Origin of the sequence: Curtobacterium sp. MCSS17_006 (genome assembly GCF_003234215.1) — a bacterium.
Taxonomy (GTDB): Bacteria; Actinomycetota; Actinomycetes; order Actinomycetales; family Microbacteriaceae; genus Curtobacterium; species Curtobacterium flaccumfaciens.
Map to the genome: position 1 here is coordinate 1 of NZ_QKSO01000001.1, position 14,553 is coordinate 14,553.

Annotated in this window: 13 protein-coding genes; 9 read left to right on the top strand and 4 right to left on the bottom strand. The window is 72.8% G+C overall.

Features of this window, described 5'->3' with window-relative positions:
* The first annotated feature begins 105 nt into the window (after positions 1-105).
* The 3 genes from DEJ21_RS00005 to DEJ21_RS00015 all read left to right on the top strand — a co-directional run bounded on the left by DEJ21_RS00005 (position 106) and on the right by DEJ21_RS00015 (position 1,663).
* Positions 106-588 carry a hypothetical protein gene (locus tag DEJ21_RS00005; RefSeq protein ID WP_111023264.1) on the top strand — a complete coding sequence of 161 codons (483 nt, stop codon included), beginning with the start codon at positions 106-108 and terminating at the stop codon, positions 586-588.
* 132 nt (positions 589-720) lie between these two features.
* On the top strand, positions 721-1,293 hold the full coding sequence (locus tag DEJ21_RS00010) for a DUF1684 domain-containing protein (protein WP_111023315.1): 573 nt from the start codon (positions 721-723) through the stop codon (positions 1,291-1,293).
* A 10-nt stretch (positions 1,294-1,303) separates the two neighbouring features.
* Positions 1,304-1,663, top strand: a complete 360-nt coding sequence (locus tag DEJ21_RS00015) for a GntR family transcriptional regulator (protein ID WP_035809483.1) — start codon at positions 1,304-1,306, stop codon at positions 1,661-1,663.
* Between the two features lie 22 nt (positions 1,664-1,685).
* Here the strand turns inward: DEJ21_RS00015 and DEJ21_RS00020 are convergent, their stop codons facing one another.
* The gene (locus tag DEJ21_RS00020; RefSeq protein ID WP_246552088.1) at positions 1,686-2,513 is read right to left on the bottom strand and encodes an endo alpha-1,4 polygalactosaminidase; all 828 of its coding nucleotides are present in this window, start codon (positions 2,511-2,513) and stop codon (positions 1,686-1,688) included.
* Positions 2,514-2,807: 294 nt separating this feature from the next.
* Here DEJ21_RS00020 and DEJ21_RS00025 point away from each other — a divergent pair, with 294 nt between their 5' ends.
* A complete protein-coding gene (locus tag DEJ21_RS00025) occupies positions 2,808-4,418 on the top strand; it encodes a DEAD/DEAH box helicase (protein ID WP_111223321.1) in 1,611 nt (536 codons plus the stop codon).
* 264 nt (positions 4,419-4,682) lie between these two features.
* Positions 4,683-4,886, top strand: a complete 204-nt coding sequence (locus DEJ21_RS00030) for a CsbD family protein (protein WP_027466762.1) — start codon at positions 4,683-4,685, stop codon at positions 4,884-4,886.
* A gap of 69 nt (positions 4,887-4,955) precedes the next feature.
* Here the strand turns inward: DEJ21_RS00030 and DEJ21_RS00035 are convergent, their stop codons facing one another.
* The gene (locus DEJ21_RS00035; protein WP_071406188.1) at positions 4,956-5,498 is read right to left on the bottom strand and encodes an NUDIX hydrolase family protein; all 543 of its coding nucleotides are present in this window, start codon (positions 5,496-5,498) and stop codon (positions 4,956-4,958) included.
* Positions 5,499-5,571: 73 nt separating this feature from the next.
* On the opposite strand from DEJ21_RS00035, the gene DEJ21_RS00040 reads away from it, so the two are divergent.
* Complete coding sequence (locus DEJ21_RS00040) at positions 5,572-6,192, top strand: alpha/beta hydrolase (RefSeq protein ID WP_111223322.1); 621 nt, start codon at positions 5,572-5,574, stop codon at positions 6,190-6,192.
* Between the two features lie 136 nt (positions 6,193-6,328).
* Here DEJ21_RS00040 and DEJ21_RS00045 read toward each other — a convergent pair whose 3' ends face one another.
* Positions 6,329-7,003 carry a PadR family transcriptional regulator gene (locus DEJ21_RS00045; protein ID WP_111038468.1) on the bottom strand — a complete coding sequence of 225 codons (675 nt, stop codon included), beginning with the start codon at positions 7,001-7,003 and terminating at the stop codon, positions 6,329-6,331.
* A 160-nt stretch (positions 7,004-7,163) separates the two neighbouring features.
* On the opposite strand from DEJ21_RS00045, the gene DEJ21_RS00050 reads away from it, so the two are divergent.
* Entirely contained in the window at positions 7,164-11,921 is a 4,758-nt protein-coding gene (locus tag DEJ21_RS00050) for a DEAD/DEAH box helicase (RefSeq protein ID WP_111223323.1), read from the top strand.
* Positions 11,922-12,013: 92 nt separating this feature from the next.
* Positions 12,014-12,793: an Fpg/Nei family DNA glycosylase gene (locus DEJ21_RS00055; protein WP_110859462.1), complete on the top strand. Its 780-nt coding sequence runs from the start codon at positions 12,014-12,016 to the stop codon at positions 12,791-12,793.
* Here DEJ21_RS00055 and DEJ21_RS00060 read toward each other — a convergent pair.
* On the bottom strand, positions 12,784-13,698 hold the full coding sequence (locus DEJ21_RS00060; RefSeq protein WP_110859461.1) for a LysR family transcriptional regulator ArgP: 915 nt from the start codon (positions 13,696-13,698) through the stop codon (positions 12,784-12,786). The genes DEJ21_RS00055 and DEJ21_RS00060 overlap by 10 nt on opposite strands.
* A 69-nt stretch (positions 13,699-13,767) precedes the next feature.
* On the opposite strand from DEJ21_RS00060, the gene DEJ21_RS00065 reads away from it, so the two are divergent.
* Entirely contained in the window at positions 13,768-14,511 is a 744-nt protein-coding gene (locus tag DEJ21_RS00065; RefSeq protein ID WP_220036532.1) for a LysE/ArgO family amino acid transporter, read from the top strand.
* Positions 14,512-14,553: the final 42 nt, after the last annotated feature.

Genomic DNA, 14,553 nt, shown 5'->3' on the forward strand with positions numbered 1-14,553 from the left:
GCAGGGGGAGGCGGGGGTGAGGGGATCGCATGCTGTACAGACTCACATACTCATATTTCACATTCGCCGAGAACGGTAGTCGGCCGCGAGCGTAGGGTGCTGGTCATGCACGTCGGCCTCCGGATCGTCCTCGACGCGCCGGTCGAGGCCGTGCGCGATGCCCTGCTCTCCCCGTCCGTGATGGTGGCGGTGACGAAGCCGTTCCTGGCGTACCGCTCGCGCGACCCCCAGGGGTTCCCGGAGCGCTGGGAGCCGGGGCACCCGCACCCGATCACCGCGGACGCTTTCGGACTGGTGCCGAGCGGCGACACGCACGTCGACCTCGACCTGTACGAGGTCCAGGGGGTCCCCGTGCAGCGCGACAACGGCGGCGGCACGTCCGGGTTGTTCGGGCGGATGACGATGTCGCACCGGATGGCCGTCGTCCCCGCACCGGGTGGCCGGACCCTGCTGCTCGACCGCCTGACCTACCGGATGCGACCGGCCGTCCTCGGGCTCGCCCTGTGGCCCGGCATGTGGGTCATCTGGCAGTGGCGAGCGTTCCGGATGCGCGCCCTCGCGCCCACCTGGCGGACCGACGGCGAGTGACGCGACGCGGGTCGGGCCTCCCGTCCACCGCGGAGCGGGCGTAGCCTCGACCACGTGAGCCAGACGCGCCCCCAGGAGCCGACGACCGACGACCGCGTGCGCAGCACGCTGGCGACGACGGATTGGCGGCGGATGATGTTCGACCTGTACCGCCGCGTCCGCGCCACCCCCGACCCCCAGACGGCGCACGCACTCTGGCGCGAGACCCGTGACGCGATGTTCGCGGAGCACCCGGCCTCGCCGCTGCTCGACGAGGACGCCCGCGACTTCGAGTCCCTGCCGGTGCCGGACTACGACCCGGCGTGGCGGTTCCAGGTCCGCATCGAGGCCACCGAGCCCGCCGAGTTCGACTTCGAGACCGGCACCGACGGTGTCGTCCACTTCGACCGCCTCGGCCTCGTGCGGGTCCCCGGAGTCGGCACGCTCGACGTCTGGAAGCACGGCGGCTACGCGGGCGGGGTGTTCGTCCCCGTCAAGGACTCCAGCGCCGGCAAGGCCCGCGGCACGTACGGGGGCGGACGCTACCTGCTCGACACCATCAAGGGCGCGGACCTGGGCGGCGACGACCTCGGGTCGCTCGTGCTCGACTTCAACTTCGCCTACAACCCGTCGTGCGCGTACGACCCGGCGTGGGCGTGCCCGCTCGCGCCTCCGGGCAACACCGTGCCGGTCCCGATCCCCGTCGGCGAGCAGTACGACTTCTAGGGTGGAACGCATGACAGGACTCGTCGCCCTCGACGTCGGTGGCCGCGTGCCGCCGTTCGAGCAGGTCCGATCGCAGATCGCCGCGCAGATCACCGCCGGGTACCTGGTGGACGGTGAACGGCTGCCGAGCGTGCGTGGGCTGGCGGACGAGCTCGGGCTCGCCGCGGGCACCGTCGCGAAGGCCTACCAGCTGCTCGAGGAGGCCGGGCTCGTGCACACCGCGCGGGGCGCCGGTACCCGGGTGGTGCGACCAGCGGCGGTGCCGGACGCCGTGGCCGAGGCCGCTCGTGCCCTGGCCGCCGCGGCACGCTCGGCGGGGCTGTCGGCGGACCAGGCCGCGACCGCGTTGCGGGAGGCCTGGCCGGCGTAGCGGGCGCGGGTGGTGCGAGCGCTCAGCAGTGCTCGTACACGTACGCGTCGTCCTTCGGGGTCACCAGGTCGCGGTCGCGCAGGATCGTCATGGCCGGACGGCTCTTCAGCCCGCACACCGAGCGCCACGAGCGCTCGAGGGTGTCCGAGTACTCCACATCGATGACCCGCCCGCCGTAGGCCTTCGTGTACGCGGCGCACTCCCGGTACTGCACGCACTCCTCGGCGACGACGAAGTCGAACCCGGTCTGCTTCCGGCCGGACGCCCCGAGCTGCGGCGTGTTCTTCTGCCCGACGGCCAGGCCGTGCCGGTGCCCCTTGGCGACGAGCGACTTCGCGAGCGCCAGGTTGCCGGCACGGGTGAGCCGCTTGCCGCTCCGGGTCCACGAGTCGAGGTTGTCGAACTCCACCGCGTCGAACCCGCGGTCACCGCAGCGGGCGACGGTCTTCGCGAGCACCTTCGTGATCAGGGCACGCTTGGCCGCGGTCCGGGTGTCGAGGAGCATCTCGTCCGGCCACCCCGGGTCCGAGACCGGCTTGCCGGCACGGTCGCGGAGGATCGCCGACGGGTACGACTTCTTCCACGTGCGGGCGGCCTCGGGCTGCGTCTGGAACCCGTTGACGTAGCAGATGTTGTACTTGCCCTTCGCCGGGCGGTCGGTGCTGTCGCGCTCGACGATCGTCACGCCGGAGGGCGGGGTGTACCCGCCGCCGAGCTGGTAGTCCACGCGACCCGAGGTCGGCAGGTTGCGGTAGCTCGCGGCCGCGCTGGTCGTGGCGGCCTCGGCGCAGCCGGCCGTGCCGAGGACGGCCACCAGGGCCATCGCCGTGGTCAACAGGACGGTTCGCATGCGCACCCCGGAATCCTCGCACGCGCAGGGCGAACGACCCCGCCCTCGCTGTTCCGGGGATGTGCACGCTATGCTGGTGGTACTCGAGGCGCCGATCGCCTCGTGCGTCGTACGGACGCCCCGAACTCCCGACCACCTGTCTCCGGACTCTGGTCGATGATCGAGCACCTCACGAAGGTGCCCAGGCTTCTCTGCTGCGGCGACTGCGCCAGCCACATCCGTTGGCGCGCATCCCGCCCGCGCGCTGCCTCAGAGCGCGCCCACAGCCGGACTGCTCCGGCTTGAAAGGTCACCATGACCACCGAAGACATCCGTTTCTCCGACCTCGGCGTCCCCGCGCCGATGGTCTCCGTCCTCGCCGACCAGGGCAAGGACATGGCGTTCCCCATCCAGGCGGACACCCTCCCGGACTCCCTGCAGGGCAAGGACGTCCTCGGCCGCGGCCGCACCGGCTCAGGCAAGACCATCGCCTTCGCGATCCCGCTCGTCGCCCGCCTCGCCGCCAGCGGCCGCAAGCGCCGCGCCGGCCGCCCCCGCGCCCTGGTGCTCGCACCGACGCGTGAGCTCGCGACGCAGATCGACGTCGCGCTCGCCCCGCTCGCCAAGGCCATGGGCCTCAACACCACGACCATCTTCGGTGGCGTCGGTCAGGGCCGTCAGGTCGACGCCCTGCGCGGCGGCGTCGACGTCGTGGTCGCCTGCCCGGGTCGCCTCGCCGACCTCATGCAGCAGGGTCACGTGAACCTGGGCGACATCGAGGTCACCGTCCTCGACGAGGCCGACCACATGGCCGACATGGGCTTCCTGCCCGGCGTCACCAAGATCATGCAGGCGACGCCCGAGAACGGGCAGCGACTGCTGTTCTCCGCCACGCTCGACAACGGCGTGGACAAGCTCGTCAAGAAGTTCCTGCACAACCCGGTGATGCACTCCGTCGACGAGGCGAACAGCCCCGTCGAGGCGATGACCCACCACCTGTTCGAGGTCGCCGACGCCGACGCGAAGAAGCACCTCGTGAGCGCCCTCGCCTCGGGCAACGGTCGCCGCATCCTCTTCATGCGCACGAAGCACCACGCCAAGCGCCTCGCCAAGCAGCTCAGCAGCCAGGGGATCCCGGCCGTCGACCTGCAGGGCAACCTGTCGCAGGGTGCCCGTGAGCGCAACCTCGCGAAGTTCTCCTCCGGTGAGGCCCTCGTGCTCGTCGCCACCGACGTCGCCGCCCGCGGTGTGCACGTCGACAACGTCGAGCTCGTCGTGCACGTCGACCCGCCCACCGAGCACAAGGCGTACCTGCACCGCTCGGGCCGCACGGCGCGTGCCGGTTCGTCCGGTGACGTCGTCACGGTGACGATGCCCGCCGAGCGTCGCGACGTCGCGCAGATGATGCGTGCAGCCGCGATCAAGGTCACGCCGCAGCACGTCACCTCGACCTCCGCCGCGGTCACCGCGCTCGTCGGCGAGGTCGCCCCGATCCGCCACGTGGCCGAGGAGCAGCCCACCCAGCAGCGTCAGCCCAAGCAGCGCTCGGCCGAGTCCGCCGGTGACGGCGGCGGTCGTCGTCGTGGTCGCGGCGGTCGGTCGGGAGGCGCGGCGCAGCCCGCGCGCTCCGGCTCGGCTGGCGAGTCCGCCGGTTCGGCCGGGGGCCGTCAGGGCCGTCCGGCCCGTGGCGCACGTTCCGAGGGCGCCGGGCGCTCCGGTGCCGCGGCCGCCGGTTCGACCGGTGGTCGCCGCAGCGGCGGCAACCGCCGCTCGGGCAGCAGCGACGTCGTGCGCGGCGGCTCGTCGGCCGTCTGGTCGTCCGAGGGCGGCTACGCCGCGGGTCGGTCCGGCAACGAGTCGGGCGGCAACCGCCGTGGTGGCTCGCGCCGCGCCTCCCGTCCGGCCGGCGCTGCCGACCGCCACTGACACACGCTCGTGACCCACGCGGTCTGACCCGCTCGGCCTGACCCCGTCGGCCTGAGCGCGTCGATGCCCGCAAGACACCGGTGTTCACGTTTCGAACCCCCGCATCCCGGGGTGTGATCCGTGAACACCGGTGTTCTGCGTCCGGGCTCGGGCGAACCTTGGCGGCGGCTGGGGGTGGGGTACTCCACCGGGCGTACGGTCTGCTTCACCGGATGCCGCGCAAGCGGCTGACGGGGAACACGTCCGCTTCTGGAAGGAGTGCCTATGGCTGGCATCGATGACATCAAGAACGCCGCTGAGAAGGCGGCAGGCAAGGTCAAGGAAGCCGCCGGCAACGCGACCGGTAACGACCGGCTGAAGGCCGAAGGCCAGACCGACCAGGGCAAGGCCTCGGCGAAGCAGGGCGTCACCGACGTCAAGGACGCCGCGCACGGCGTCGCCGACAGCTTCAAGGACGACAAGCACTGAAGCCGGTTCGCAACCGCGCTGCGAAGCCCCCGGATCCGATCGGATCCGGGGGCTTCGTCGTGCGCGGGGCTAGTGCAGGGCGCCGACCGATGCCAGGCCGGCGCGGAGCAGTGCGCCACGGCCGCCTTCCATCTCGTCGGCGACGGCGTCGGACGCGGCTTCCATCGGGGTCATCCACGTGAGCTCGAGGGCGTCCTGCCGGGGCTCGCACGTCCCCGTGACGGGGACGACGTAGGCCAGCGAGATCGCGTGCTGCCGCTCGTCGGTGTACACCGAGGCGCCGGGCAGCGGGAAGTACTCGGCCACGGTGAACGGCGTCGGGCTCGAGGGCAGCTGCGGGAACGCCATCGGCCCGAGGTCCTTCTCGAGGTGGCGGAACAGTGCGGTGCGGATCGACTCACCGAACATCACCCGGCCGGACACCAGGGTGCGGGCGATCGAACCGCTCGGGGAGACGCGCAGCAGCACGCCGACCTCGGTCACGACGCCGAGGCCGTCGGTGCGGACGGGGACCGCCTCGACGTAGCAGATCGGCAGACGACGGCGGACGTTCGCGAGCTCCTCGTCGGACAGCCAGCCGGAGTCGGGATCGGGGGTGCGCAGCGAGGACATGCACCGTGTCTACCAGGGACGGCGGCGAGTTCGGCGGAAGGCGCGGGAGTTGGGGATGGTTAGCGTTGTCCACATGATCGATGCGGACCTGGTGCAGTGGACCCGGAGTGCCTCGGACCGGCGGGGCACACCCCTGCTCGTGGCGATGCACGGGGTGGGCTCGAACGAGCACGACCTGCTCGGGCTCGCCCCCGCGCTGCCGCCCGCGTGGACCGTCGCGTCACTCCGCGCGCCAATGCCGTGGGGGCCCGGCTTCAGCTGGTACCCGCTCGGCACGCCCGGCTCCCCAGCGCCCGAGGCGGTGGACGCCGCGACCGCCGAGGTGCTCGACTGGATCGACTCCGTCGCCGCCGACCACCCGCGGATCGGGCTGCTCGGGTTCTCGCAGGGCGGCTCGATGGCGCTCCAGCTCCTGCGCGCCCGGCCCGCGGCGTTCGCGTTCGCGGTGTCGCTGTCGGGGTTCGTCGTGTCCGGCGTCACGGACTCCCGCGACGAGGCCGTGTCGGCCGTGCGGCCGCGGGTGTTCCTGGGGCACGGTGACCTCGACCCGGTGATCCCGCCCGAGGCCACCGCCCGGACGCAGGCGTGGGCCGCAGCGCACACCGACGTGACCGACCGTTCCTACGCGGGCCTGCCGCACGCCGTGTCGACGGCGGAGCTGGCGGACGTGGCGGCCTTCGTCGACGCGGTGTAGCGCTGCGCGCGCTTCGTGAGCACGAATGGTCGGGTCCGACGTGCGGACCCGACCATTTCTGCTCACGATGTGCGGACGGACTGGAGGCCCGGTGCCAGCTGGCACCGGGCCTCCTGTCCGTCACGGGTGACGTCCGTCAGTCGGCGAGGATCTGGAGCAGGTCCTTGCGGAGCTGGTCCACCTTGGCCGTGGCGGCCTTGGCCTGTTCCTCGGTCGCGGTGCTGCGGTACATCTGCAGGACGCCCATGGTCTTCCGGAGCGCCTCGAAGAACTCGCGCTGGGCGTCCGGGATGCCCGGGGCCCCGTCGAGTGCCGCAGCGATCTCGTCGGCCTTGGCCTCGGTCTCGGCCTTGCCGGCGTCGGTGAGCTCGAAGAGCGTCTTGCGGCCGTCGCCCGACGAGACCACGAGGTCTTCGTCGACGAGCTGCTGGAGCGTCGGGTAGACCGAACCGGGGCTCGGCTTCCAGGCGCCGCCGGTGCGCTCGGCGATGGTCTTGATCACGGCGTACCCGTTCTGCGGGCCCTCGGCCAGCAGACCGAGGATCGCGAGACGGACGTCACCCCGGCGACGGCGTTCCCGGCCGAAGCCGGGTCCGCCGAAACCGGGGCCGAAGCCCATGCCCGGGCCGAAGCCGGGACCGAACCCGCGGCCACCGAAGCCGCGGCCGCCGTGGTCGTGGTCACCGCGGTCACGGCCGGGGAAGCCGGCGCCGTGGTGCTGCCGCGCGCCGCCGAAGCGGGGGCCGCGCGGGCCGAACCCGCGCTGGTCGCGGGGGGACGTGTTGCTGTTGTCGTCATACGAGGGGCGCATGAGGAGTCCTTTCGTCGTGCTGAGTCGGCTCGCGACCGGTCTGACCTGATCGTCTTCGTCGTATCGCGATGTGTTTACGATAGATCGGTAACTATCGCTCTGTCAAGGGGTACGTGCGCTCGGCCTGCTGTCGGTGGTCGCGGGCAGGATGGGACGGACCATGACGGACGTCTTCGAGCGCTTCTCCCCCGCGACCACCGAGTGGTTCCGCGGCGCCTTCGACGCACCGACGCCCGCGCAGGCCGGGGCGTGGGACGCGATCTCGACCGGGCAGCACGCACTCGTGATCGCCCCGACCGGCTCCGGCAAGACCCTGGCGTCGTTCCTGTGGTCGATCGACCGGCTCATCAGCGCGACGGACCGCCCACCGGCGAAGCAGCGCACGCGGGTGCTCTACGTCTCGCCGCTCAAGGCCCTCGGCGTCGACGTCGAGCGCAACCTCCGGAGCCCGCTCGTCGGCATCACCCAGACCGCTCGGCGCCTCGGCACCGAACCGCCGGACGTCACGGTCGGGGTGCGCAGCGGTGACACCCCGTCGTCCGACCGCCAGAAGCTCCTGCGCCAGCCGCCGGACATCCTCATCACCACGCCCGAGTCGCTCTACCTGATGCTCACCTCGCAGGCGCGCGAGACCCTGGTGAACGTCGACACGGTCATCGTGGACGAGGTCCACGCGGTCGCCTCGACCAAGCGTGGCGCACACCTGGCCGTGTCGCTCGAGCGCCTCGACGACCTGCTCGACAAGCCCGTGCAGCGCATCGGGCTGTCCGCGACCGTCCGCCCACCGGAAGAGGTCGCGCGGTTCCTCGGCGGCCGTGCACCGGTGACGATCATCGCGCCGCCCGCGCAGAAGACCTTCGACCTGCGGGTCGTCGTGCCCGTCGACGACATGACCGAGCTCGGGGCGCCGCCGGTCGGCGCGGACGCGTCCGAGTCGCCGACGAACGGGTCGATCTGGCCGCACGTCGAAGAACGTGTCGTCGACCTGATCGAGGAACACCGCTCGACCATCGTGTTCGCGAACTCGCGGCGGCTGGCCGAACGGCTCACGGCTCGGCTCAACGAGATCCACGAGGAACGCGTGCTCGCCGCCGCCGGTGACGGCGTGCTGGTGCCGGCGGGGGCGTCCCCGGACGACGACGGGCTCCCCGTGGCGCGGGGTCGACCACAGTCTCCGGCCCGCACCTCGGCGCACGCCGTCGCGCCCCAGGGGGCCAAGCGACCGCCGGCGCAGCTGATCGGCGGGTCCGGGCAGACGGGCGGCGGGGGCTCGGACGCCTCGGTCCCGGTGCTCGCCCGCGCACACCACGGCTCGGTGTCGAAGGACCAGCGCGCGATCATCGAGGACGACCTGAAGTCCGGCCGGCTGCGGTGCGTCGTCGCGACGAGCTCACTCGAGCTCGGCATCGACATGGGCGAGGTCGACCTGGTCGTCCAGGTCGAGGCGCCGCCCTCCGTCGCGAGCGGCCTGCAACGCGTCGGTCGTGCCGGCCACCAGGTGGGCGAGATCTCCCGAGGCGTGCTGTTCCCGAAGCACCGGGCCGACCTGGTCAACAGCGCGGTCACGGTCGAGCGGATGGTCACGGGTCAGATCGAGTCGATCTCGGTGCCGGCGAACCCGCTCGACGTCCTGGCGCAGCACACCGTGGCGGCCGGGGCGATCGACACCCTCGACGTCGAGCACTGGTTCGAGCTCGTGCGGCGGAGCGCCCCGTTCAGCGGTCTGCCCCGATCGGCGTTCGAGGCGACGCTCGACCTGGTCACGGGCCGGTACCCGAGCGACGAGTTCGCCGAACTCCGGCCACGGCTGGTCTGGGACCGCGTGCACGGCACCCTGACCGGGCGCCCCGGTGCGCAGCGACTCGCGGTGACGAGCGGCGGGACGATCCCCGACCGCGGCATGTTCGGCGTCTTCATGGTCGGCGAGAAGGCGTCCCGCGTCGGCGAACTCGACGAAGAGATGGTCTACGAGTCGCGCGTGGGCGACGTCTTCGCCCTCGGTGCGACGAGCTGGCGGATCGAGGAGATCACCCACGACCGCGTCGTCGTGAGCCCGGCGTTCGGGCAGCCCGGACGCGTGCCGTTCTGGAAGGGCGACGGCATCGGCCGGCCCGCCGAACTCGGCCGTGCCACCGGTGCGTTCGTGCGCGAGGTCGAGGGCGCCTCGGACGACGACGCCCGCGCCCGCGTCGCCGCCGGTGGACTGGACGAGCGCGCGATCACCAACCTGCTGACCTTCCTGCGCGACCAGCGCGCGGCCACCGGTCACGTGCCGAACGACACCACGCTCGTCATCGAGCGGTTCCGCGACGAGCTCGGGGACTGGCGGCTCATCCTGCACTCGCCCTACGGCATGCAGGTGCACGCGCCGTGGGCCCTGGCCGTCGCCGCACGGCTGCGCGAACGGCACGGCATCGACGGTGACGCGATGGCGGCCGACGACGGCATCGTCGTCCGCATCCCGGAGACCGACGCCGAGCCGCCGGGTGCCGACCTGTTCGTGTTCGAGCGCGACGACCTCGAGGCCCTGGTCACCGACGAGGTCGGCGGCTCGGCACTGTTCGCCGCGCGGTTCCGTGAGTGTGCGGCGCGCGCCCTGCTGCTGCCCCGTCGGAACCCCGGGCAGCGGTCGCCGCTCTGGCAGCAGCGACAGCGGGCCTCGCAGCTGCTCGAGGTCGCGCAGAAGTACCCGACGTTCCCGATCGTGCTCGAGACCGTGCGCGAGGTGCTGCAGGACGTCTACGACGTGCCCGCGCTGCTCGGGATCGCCGACGACATCGCCGGACGCCGGATCCGCCTGGTCGAGACGGAGACCGAGCAGCCGTCGCCGTTCGCCCGCTCGATCCTGTTCGGGTACGTCGCGGCCTTCATGTACGAGGGCGACACCCCGCTCGCCGAACGCCGGGCAGCGGCCCTGTCGCTCGACTCGACCCTGCTCGGCGAGCTGCTCGGACGTGCGGAGCTGCGCGAGCTGCTCGACCCGGCGGTCATCACCTCGGTGGAGCGCGACCTGCAGCGGCTGTCGCCGGACCGCCGTGCCCGTGACGTCGAGGGACTCGTGGACGTGCTGCGGCTCGTCGGCGCGCTCGGCCTCGACGAAGCGGTCGACCGGAGCTGGCTCGCCGACGCCGCCGACCGTCCAGCGGCCACCGCCGAACTGCGCAGCACACTCCAGGTGTTGGAGCGCGACCGCCGGGTGCTCTCGTTCTCGCACGCCGGGGCGACGCGCTGGGCCGTGATCGAGGACGCCGCCCGCCTGCGCGACGCCCTCGGGGTCCCGCTGCCGATCGGTGTGCCGACGGCGTTCGTCGAGCCCGTGGCCGACCCGCTCGGCGACCTGATCGGCCGCTACGCCCGGTCGCACGGGCCGTTCTCCGCGCAGGAGGCCGCCGGTCGCCTCGGGCTGGGCATCGCCGTCGTGCAGGACACCCTGCGCCGACTCGTCGCCGACCGCCGGGTGGTGGAGGGCGAGTTCCGACCCGACCGTCAGGGTGCCGAGTGGTGCGACGCCGAGGTCCTGCGACGGATCCGCACGAAGTCACTCGCAGCGCTGCGGCACGAGGTCGAACCGGTCTCGCCGGACACCCTCGCCCGCTTCCTGCCCGCCTGGCAGCACGTGCAGACCCCCGGGACCCGCGGTGGGCTCCGCGGCGTCGACGGCGTCCTGCAGGTGATCGACCAGCTCGCCGGTGTCGCCCTGCCCGCCAGCGCCTGGGAGACCCTGGTGCTGCCGTCGCGCGTCACCGACTACTCGACGAGCATGCTCGACGAACTCACCGCCACCGGCGAGGTCCTGTGGTCCGGCGGGGGCACCCTGCCGGGCAACGACGGCTGGGTGCGCCTGCACCTGGCCGACACCGCGGCGACGACGCTCGCCGAGCCCTCCGGGGACGAGACGACCGAGCTGCAGCGGGACGTGCTCGGCGCCCTGGCCGGCGGTGGCGCGTACTTCTTCCGGCAGCTCGGCCAGGCCGTGGGCAGCAGCGACGACCAGGCGCTCACCACCGCGCTGTGGGACCTGGTCTGGGCCGGGCAGATCACGAACGACACCTTCGCCCCGCTGCGCTCGATGCTCGGCGGCAAGGCGAAGAGCTCGAGTGCTCCGCGGGCTCGGGCCTATCGTGGCCGACGGCGTCCGACGATGCCGACGCAGTCCGGGCCGCCGTCCGTCGGGGGTCGCTGGTCGCTCCTGCCGCTGGCCGAGTCCGACTCGACCGTCCGGGCCGCCGCGACCGCCGAACAGCTGCTCGAACGCTACGGCGTCGTCACCCGCGGTGCCGTGCAGGTCGAAGGTGTCCGCGGCGGCTTCGCCGGGGTGTACCGGGTGCTCTCGCGGTTCGAGGAGTCCGGCCGGGCTCGTCGCGGGTACTTCGTCGAGGGGCTCGGCGCGGCTCAGTTCGCCACCGGCCCGACCGTCGACCGGCTGCGGACCTACGCCCGCGAACTCGGCGACGACGAGCGGGACGACCCGGACCGGAAGCGCGAGGCGCTCACACTCGCCGCGACCGACCCGGCGAACCCGTTCGGGGCCTCGTTGCCGTGGCCGACGGGCGACGCCGACCCCGGTCTCGTGGCCGACGACGTCGAAGCCGCCCCGCCTGAGACCGCGGTCGGCAGCGGTGCGAAGACGGCTCGGGGCCACCGGCCCGGGCGCAAGGCGGGTGCCCTCGTCACGACCGTCGACGGCAAGCTCACCGTGTACGTGGAGCGCGGCGGCAAGTCGGTGCTGACCTTCACCGACGACGCCGCCGACCTCGCTGCCGCGGCGGCCTCGATCGCCGGCATCGTCCGGACCGGGCTGCGGAAGCTCTCGGTCGAGCGCGTCGACGGGGACTTCGTGCTCGAGACACCGCTCGGCGGCGCGCTCCGGGCCGCGGGGTTCACGGCGACCCCGCAGGGGCTGCGGCTCCGTGTGTGAGGCGAGCCGCGCCTCCCGGCAGTGCAGCGACCACGTGCCGGAGGTGACCCGTGCCATCGGGACTGCGCGCGCGCACCCGTCGGAGGTGACCCGTGCCTGAAGGCGACACCGTCTACCGGGCTGCCCGCCGCCTGCACACCGCGCTGGCGGGCAAGGTCCTGACGAAGAGTGACTTCCGGGTCCCCGCGTTCGCGACGCTCGACCTGGTCGGCCGCACCGTCGACGAGGTCGTCCCCCGCGGCAAGCACCTGCTGCACCGCATCGGCGACCTGACCGTGCACTCGCACCTGAAGATGGAGGGCCGGTGGGACGTCTACGCGCCCGGTGACCGCTGGCGACGCCCCGCGCACCAGGCCAGGGCGATCCTGGACGCCGAGGGGGTCTCGACCGTCGGCTTCGCCCTCGGGGTGCTCGAGGTCGTGCCGCGCGACCAGGAGTCCGAGGTCGTCGGACACCTGGGGCCGGACCTGCTCGGCCCCGACTGGGACGCCGACCTGGCGCTCGCCAACCTGACCGAGGACCCCGAGCGCCCGGTCGGGCTGGCACTGCTCGACCAGCGGGTGCTCGCCGGGCTCGGCAACGTGTACCGGAACGAACTCTGCTTCCTGCGCGGCGTGCTGCCGACGCGTCCGGTCGGCCAGGTGCCGGACCCGGCGCGGACGATCACGCTCGCGAGCCGGCTGATCCTGGCGAACCGCGACCGCAGCGCCCGCGTCACGACCGGCGTCGACCGCCCCGGGCGACGGTTCTGGGTCTACGGCCGTGCCGGCAAGCCGTGCCTGCGGTGCGGGACTCCGATCCGGCACGGCGAACTCGGTGACTCGGAGCTCACCCTGCGCGACACCTACTGGTGTCCGCGCTGTCAGACCTGACGCGCGGGGTGCAGTCGCGACGACGCGGTCGCACGGACGGCGTCGGTGACCCGTTCGAGCAGGGGTGACGCCAGGTTCCAGCGCTGCCACCACAGCGCCACGTCGGCGTGCCGACCCGGGGCCAGCTCGACCAGGACACCGCGGTCGATCGCCTCGAGGCACTGCGCCTCGGGCAGCAGCCCCCACCCGAACCCGAGCGTGACCGCACGGGCGAAGTCGGCAGAGGTCGGGACGAAGTGACGCGGTCCGCCGGGAGCGTGGCCGAGGACCTGCCGCAGGTACCCCTGCTGCAGGTCGTCGTCGCGGTCGTAGTCGACGAGCGGGACCTCGTCGAGCCGCCGGAGCATCCGCCGCTCGGTGCCGGTGTCGCCGAGGTAGCGGGCGACGAACGCCGGGGACGCCACCGCCCGGTACCGGTCGATGCCGAGCGGCACCGACGAGCAGCCCTGCACCGGGTCTGCCTCGGCCGTCACGGCGCCCATCACCGTGCCGGCGCGGAGCAGCTCGGCGGTGCGGTCCTGGTCCTCGCGGTGCAGGTCGAAGACCACCTCGGTGTCGGCCCGGACGAGGGCGAGGGCGTCGAGGAACCAGGTGCCGAGCGAGTCGGCGTTCACGGCCAGCGGGATCGACGGCACCACCGACGATCCACCGCCGAGCGCTCGGGAGGTCTCCTCGTCGAGCAGCCGGACCTGCCGTGCGTGCCGGAGCACCACTGCGCCGTCCGCGGTCGGGCGCACCGGGGTGGTGCGCTGGAGCAGGACCCGACCGACCTGCTGCTCCATCGACTTGATCCGCTGCGAGACCGCCGACGGGGTGATCGCCAGCGCACGGGCCGCCGCGTCGAGCGTGCCGTGGTCGACGGCGGCGAGCAGCGTCTCGAGGTGCTCGCGCTGGAACCGGGTCATGCAGCTGAGCTTACGGGGGTGCAGGAACGTGAGCTGTACTACACCGCAACCCGGCCCTAGCGTCGGATCGTGACCTCGCTCCTGCCCCTGCTCTCCGGCCTCGGCACCGGACTCGCACTGATCGTCGCGATCGGTGTGCAGAACACCTACCTGTTGCGCCTCGCCGTGAGCGCCGGGCTCCGGGTGGTGGCCGCTGCCGTCGTGGTGTGCGCGGTCTCGGATGCGCTGCTCATCGTCGCCGGGGTGCTCGGGGTCGGCGCCGTGGTCGAGCGGTTCCCCGTGGCGCTCCTGGTGATCCGGTTCATCGGTGCCGCGTTCCTGCTCACGTACGGAGTGCTCGCAGCGCGGCGTGCGCTGCGGCCCTCGGGGGACGCGATGCGGGTCGCCGACGAGGCGGCCGACGACGGTGTGGTGGGCGCCAGCACGGACGCGGGCGCGGGGGCGGACGCGGCGGTGGACGCGACCACCGGCACGACGGTGGCGGCGGGGCGGACGCGCACCGCGCCTCCCGGCCAGGTGGTGACCATGCGGACGACCGTGCTGACCATGCTCGTCTTCACGTGGGCGAACCCGCACGTCTACCTGGACACGCTGGTGTTCCTCGGGTCGGTGGCGAACCAGCAGGGTGCGGACGACCGGTGGCTCTGGACGATCGGTGCCGTCGCGGCGAGCTGCCTGTGGTTCGGGGCGCTCGGGTTCGGTGGACGCCTGCTGCGACCGCTGTTCGAGAGGCCGCTGACCTGGCGGGTGTTCGACGGCCTGGTCGCCGTCGTGATGCTCGCGTTCGGCGTGCTGCTGCTCGTCGGCGCGTAGCGGCGGCGGCGGCGCGGCGGGCGGTGGATGCAAAACACCGGT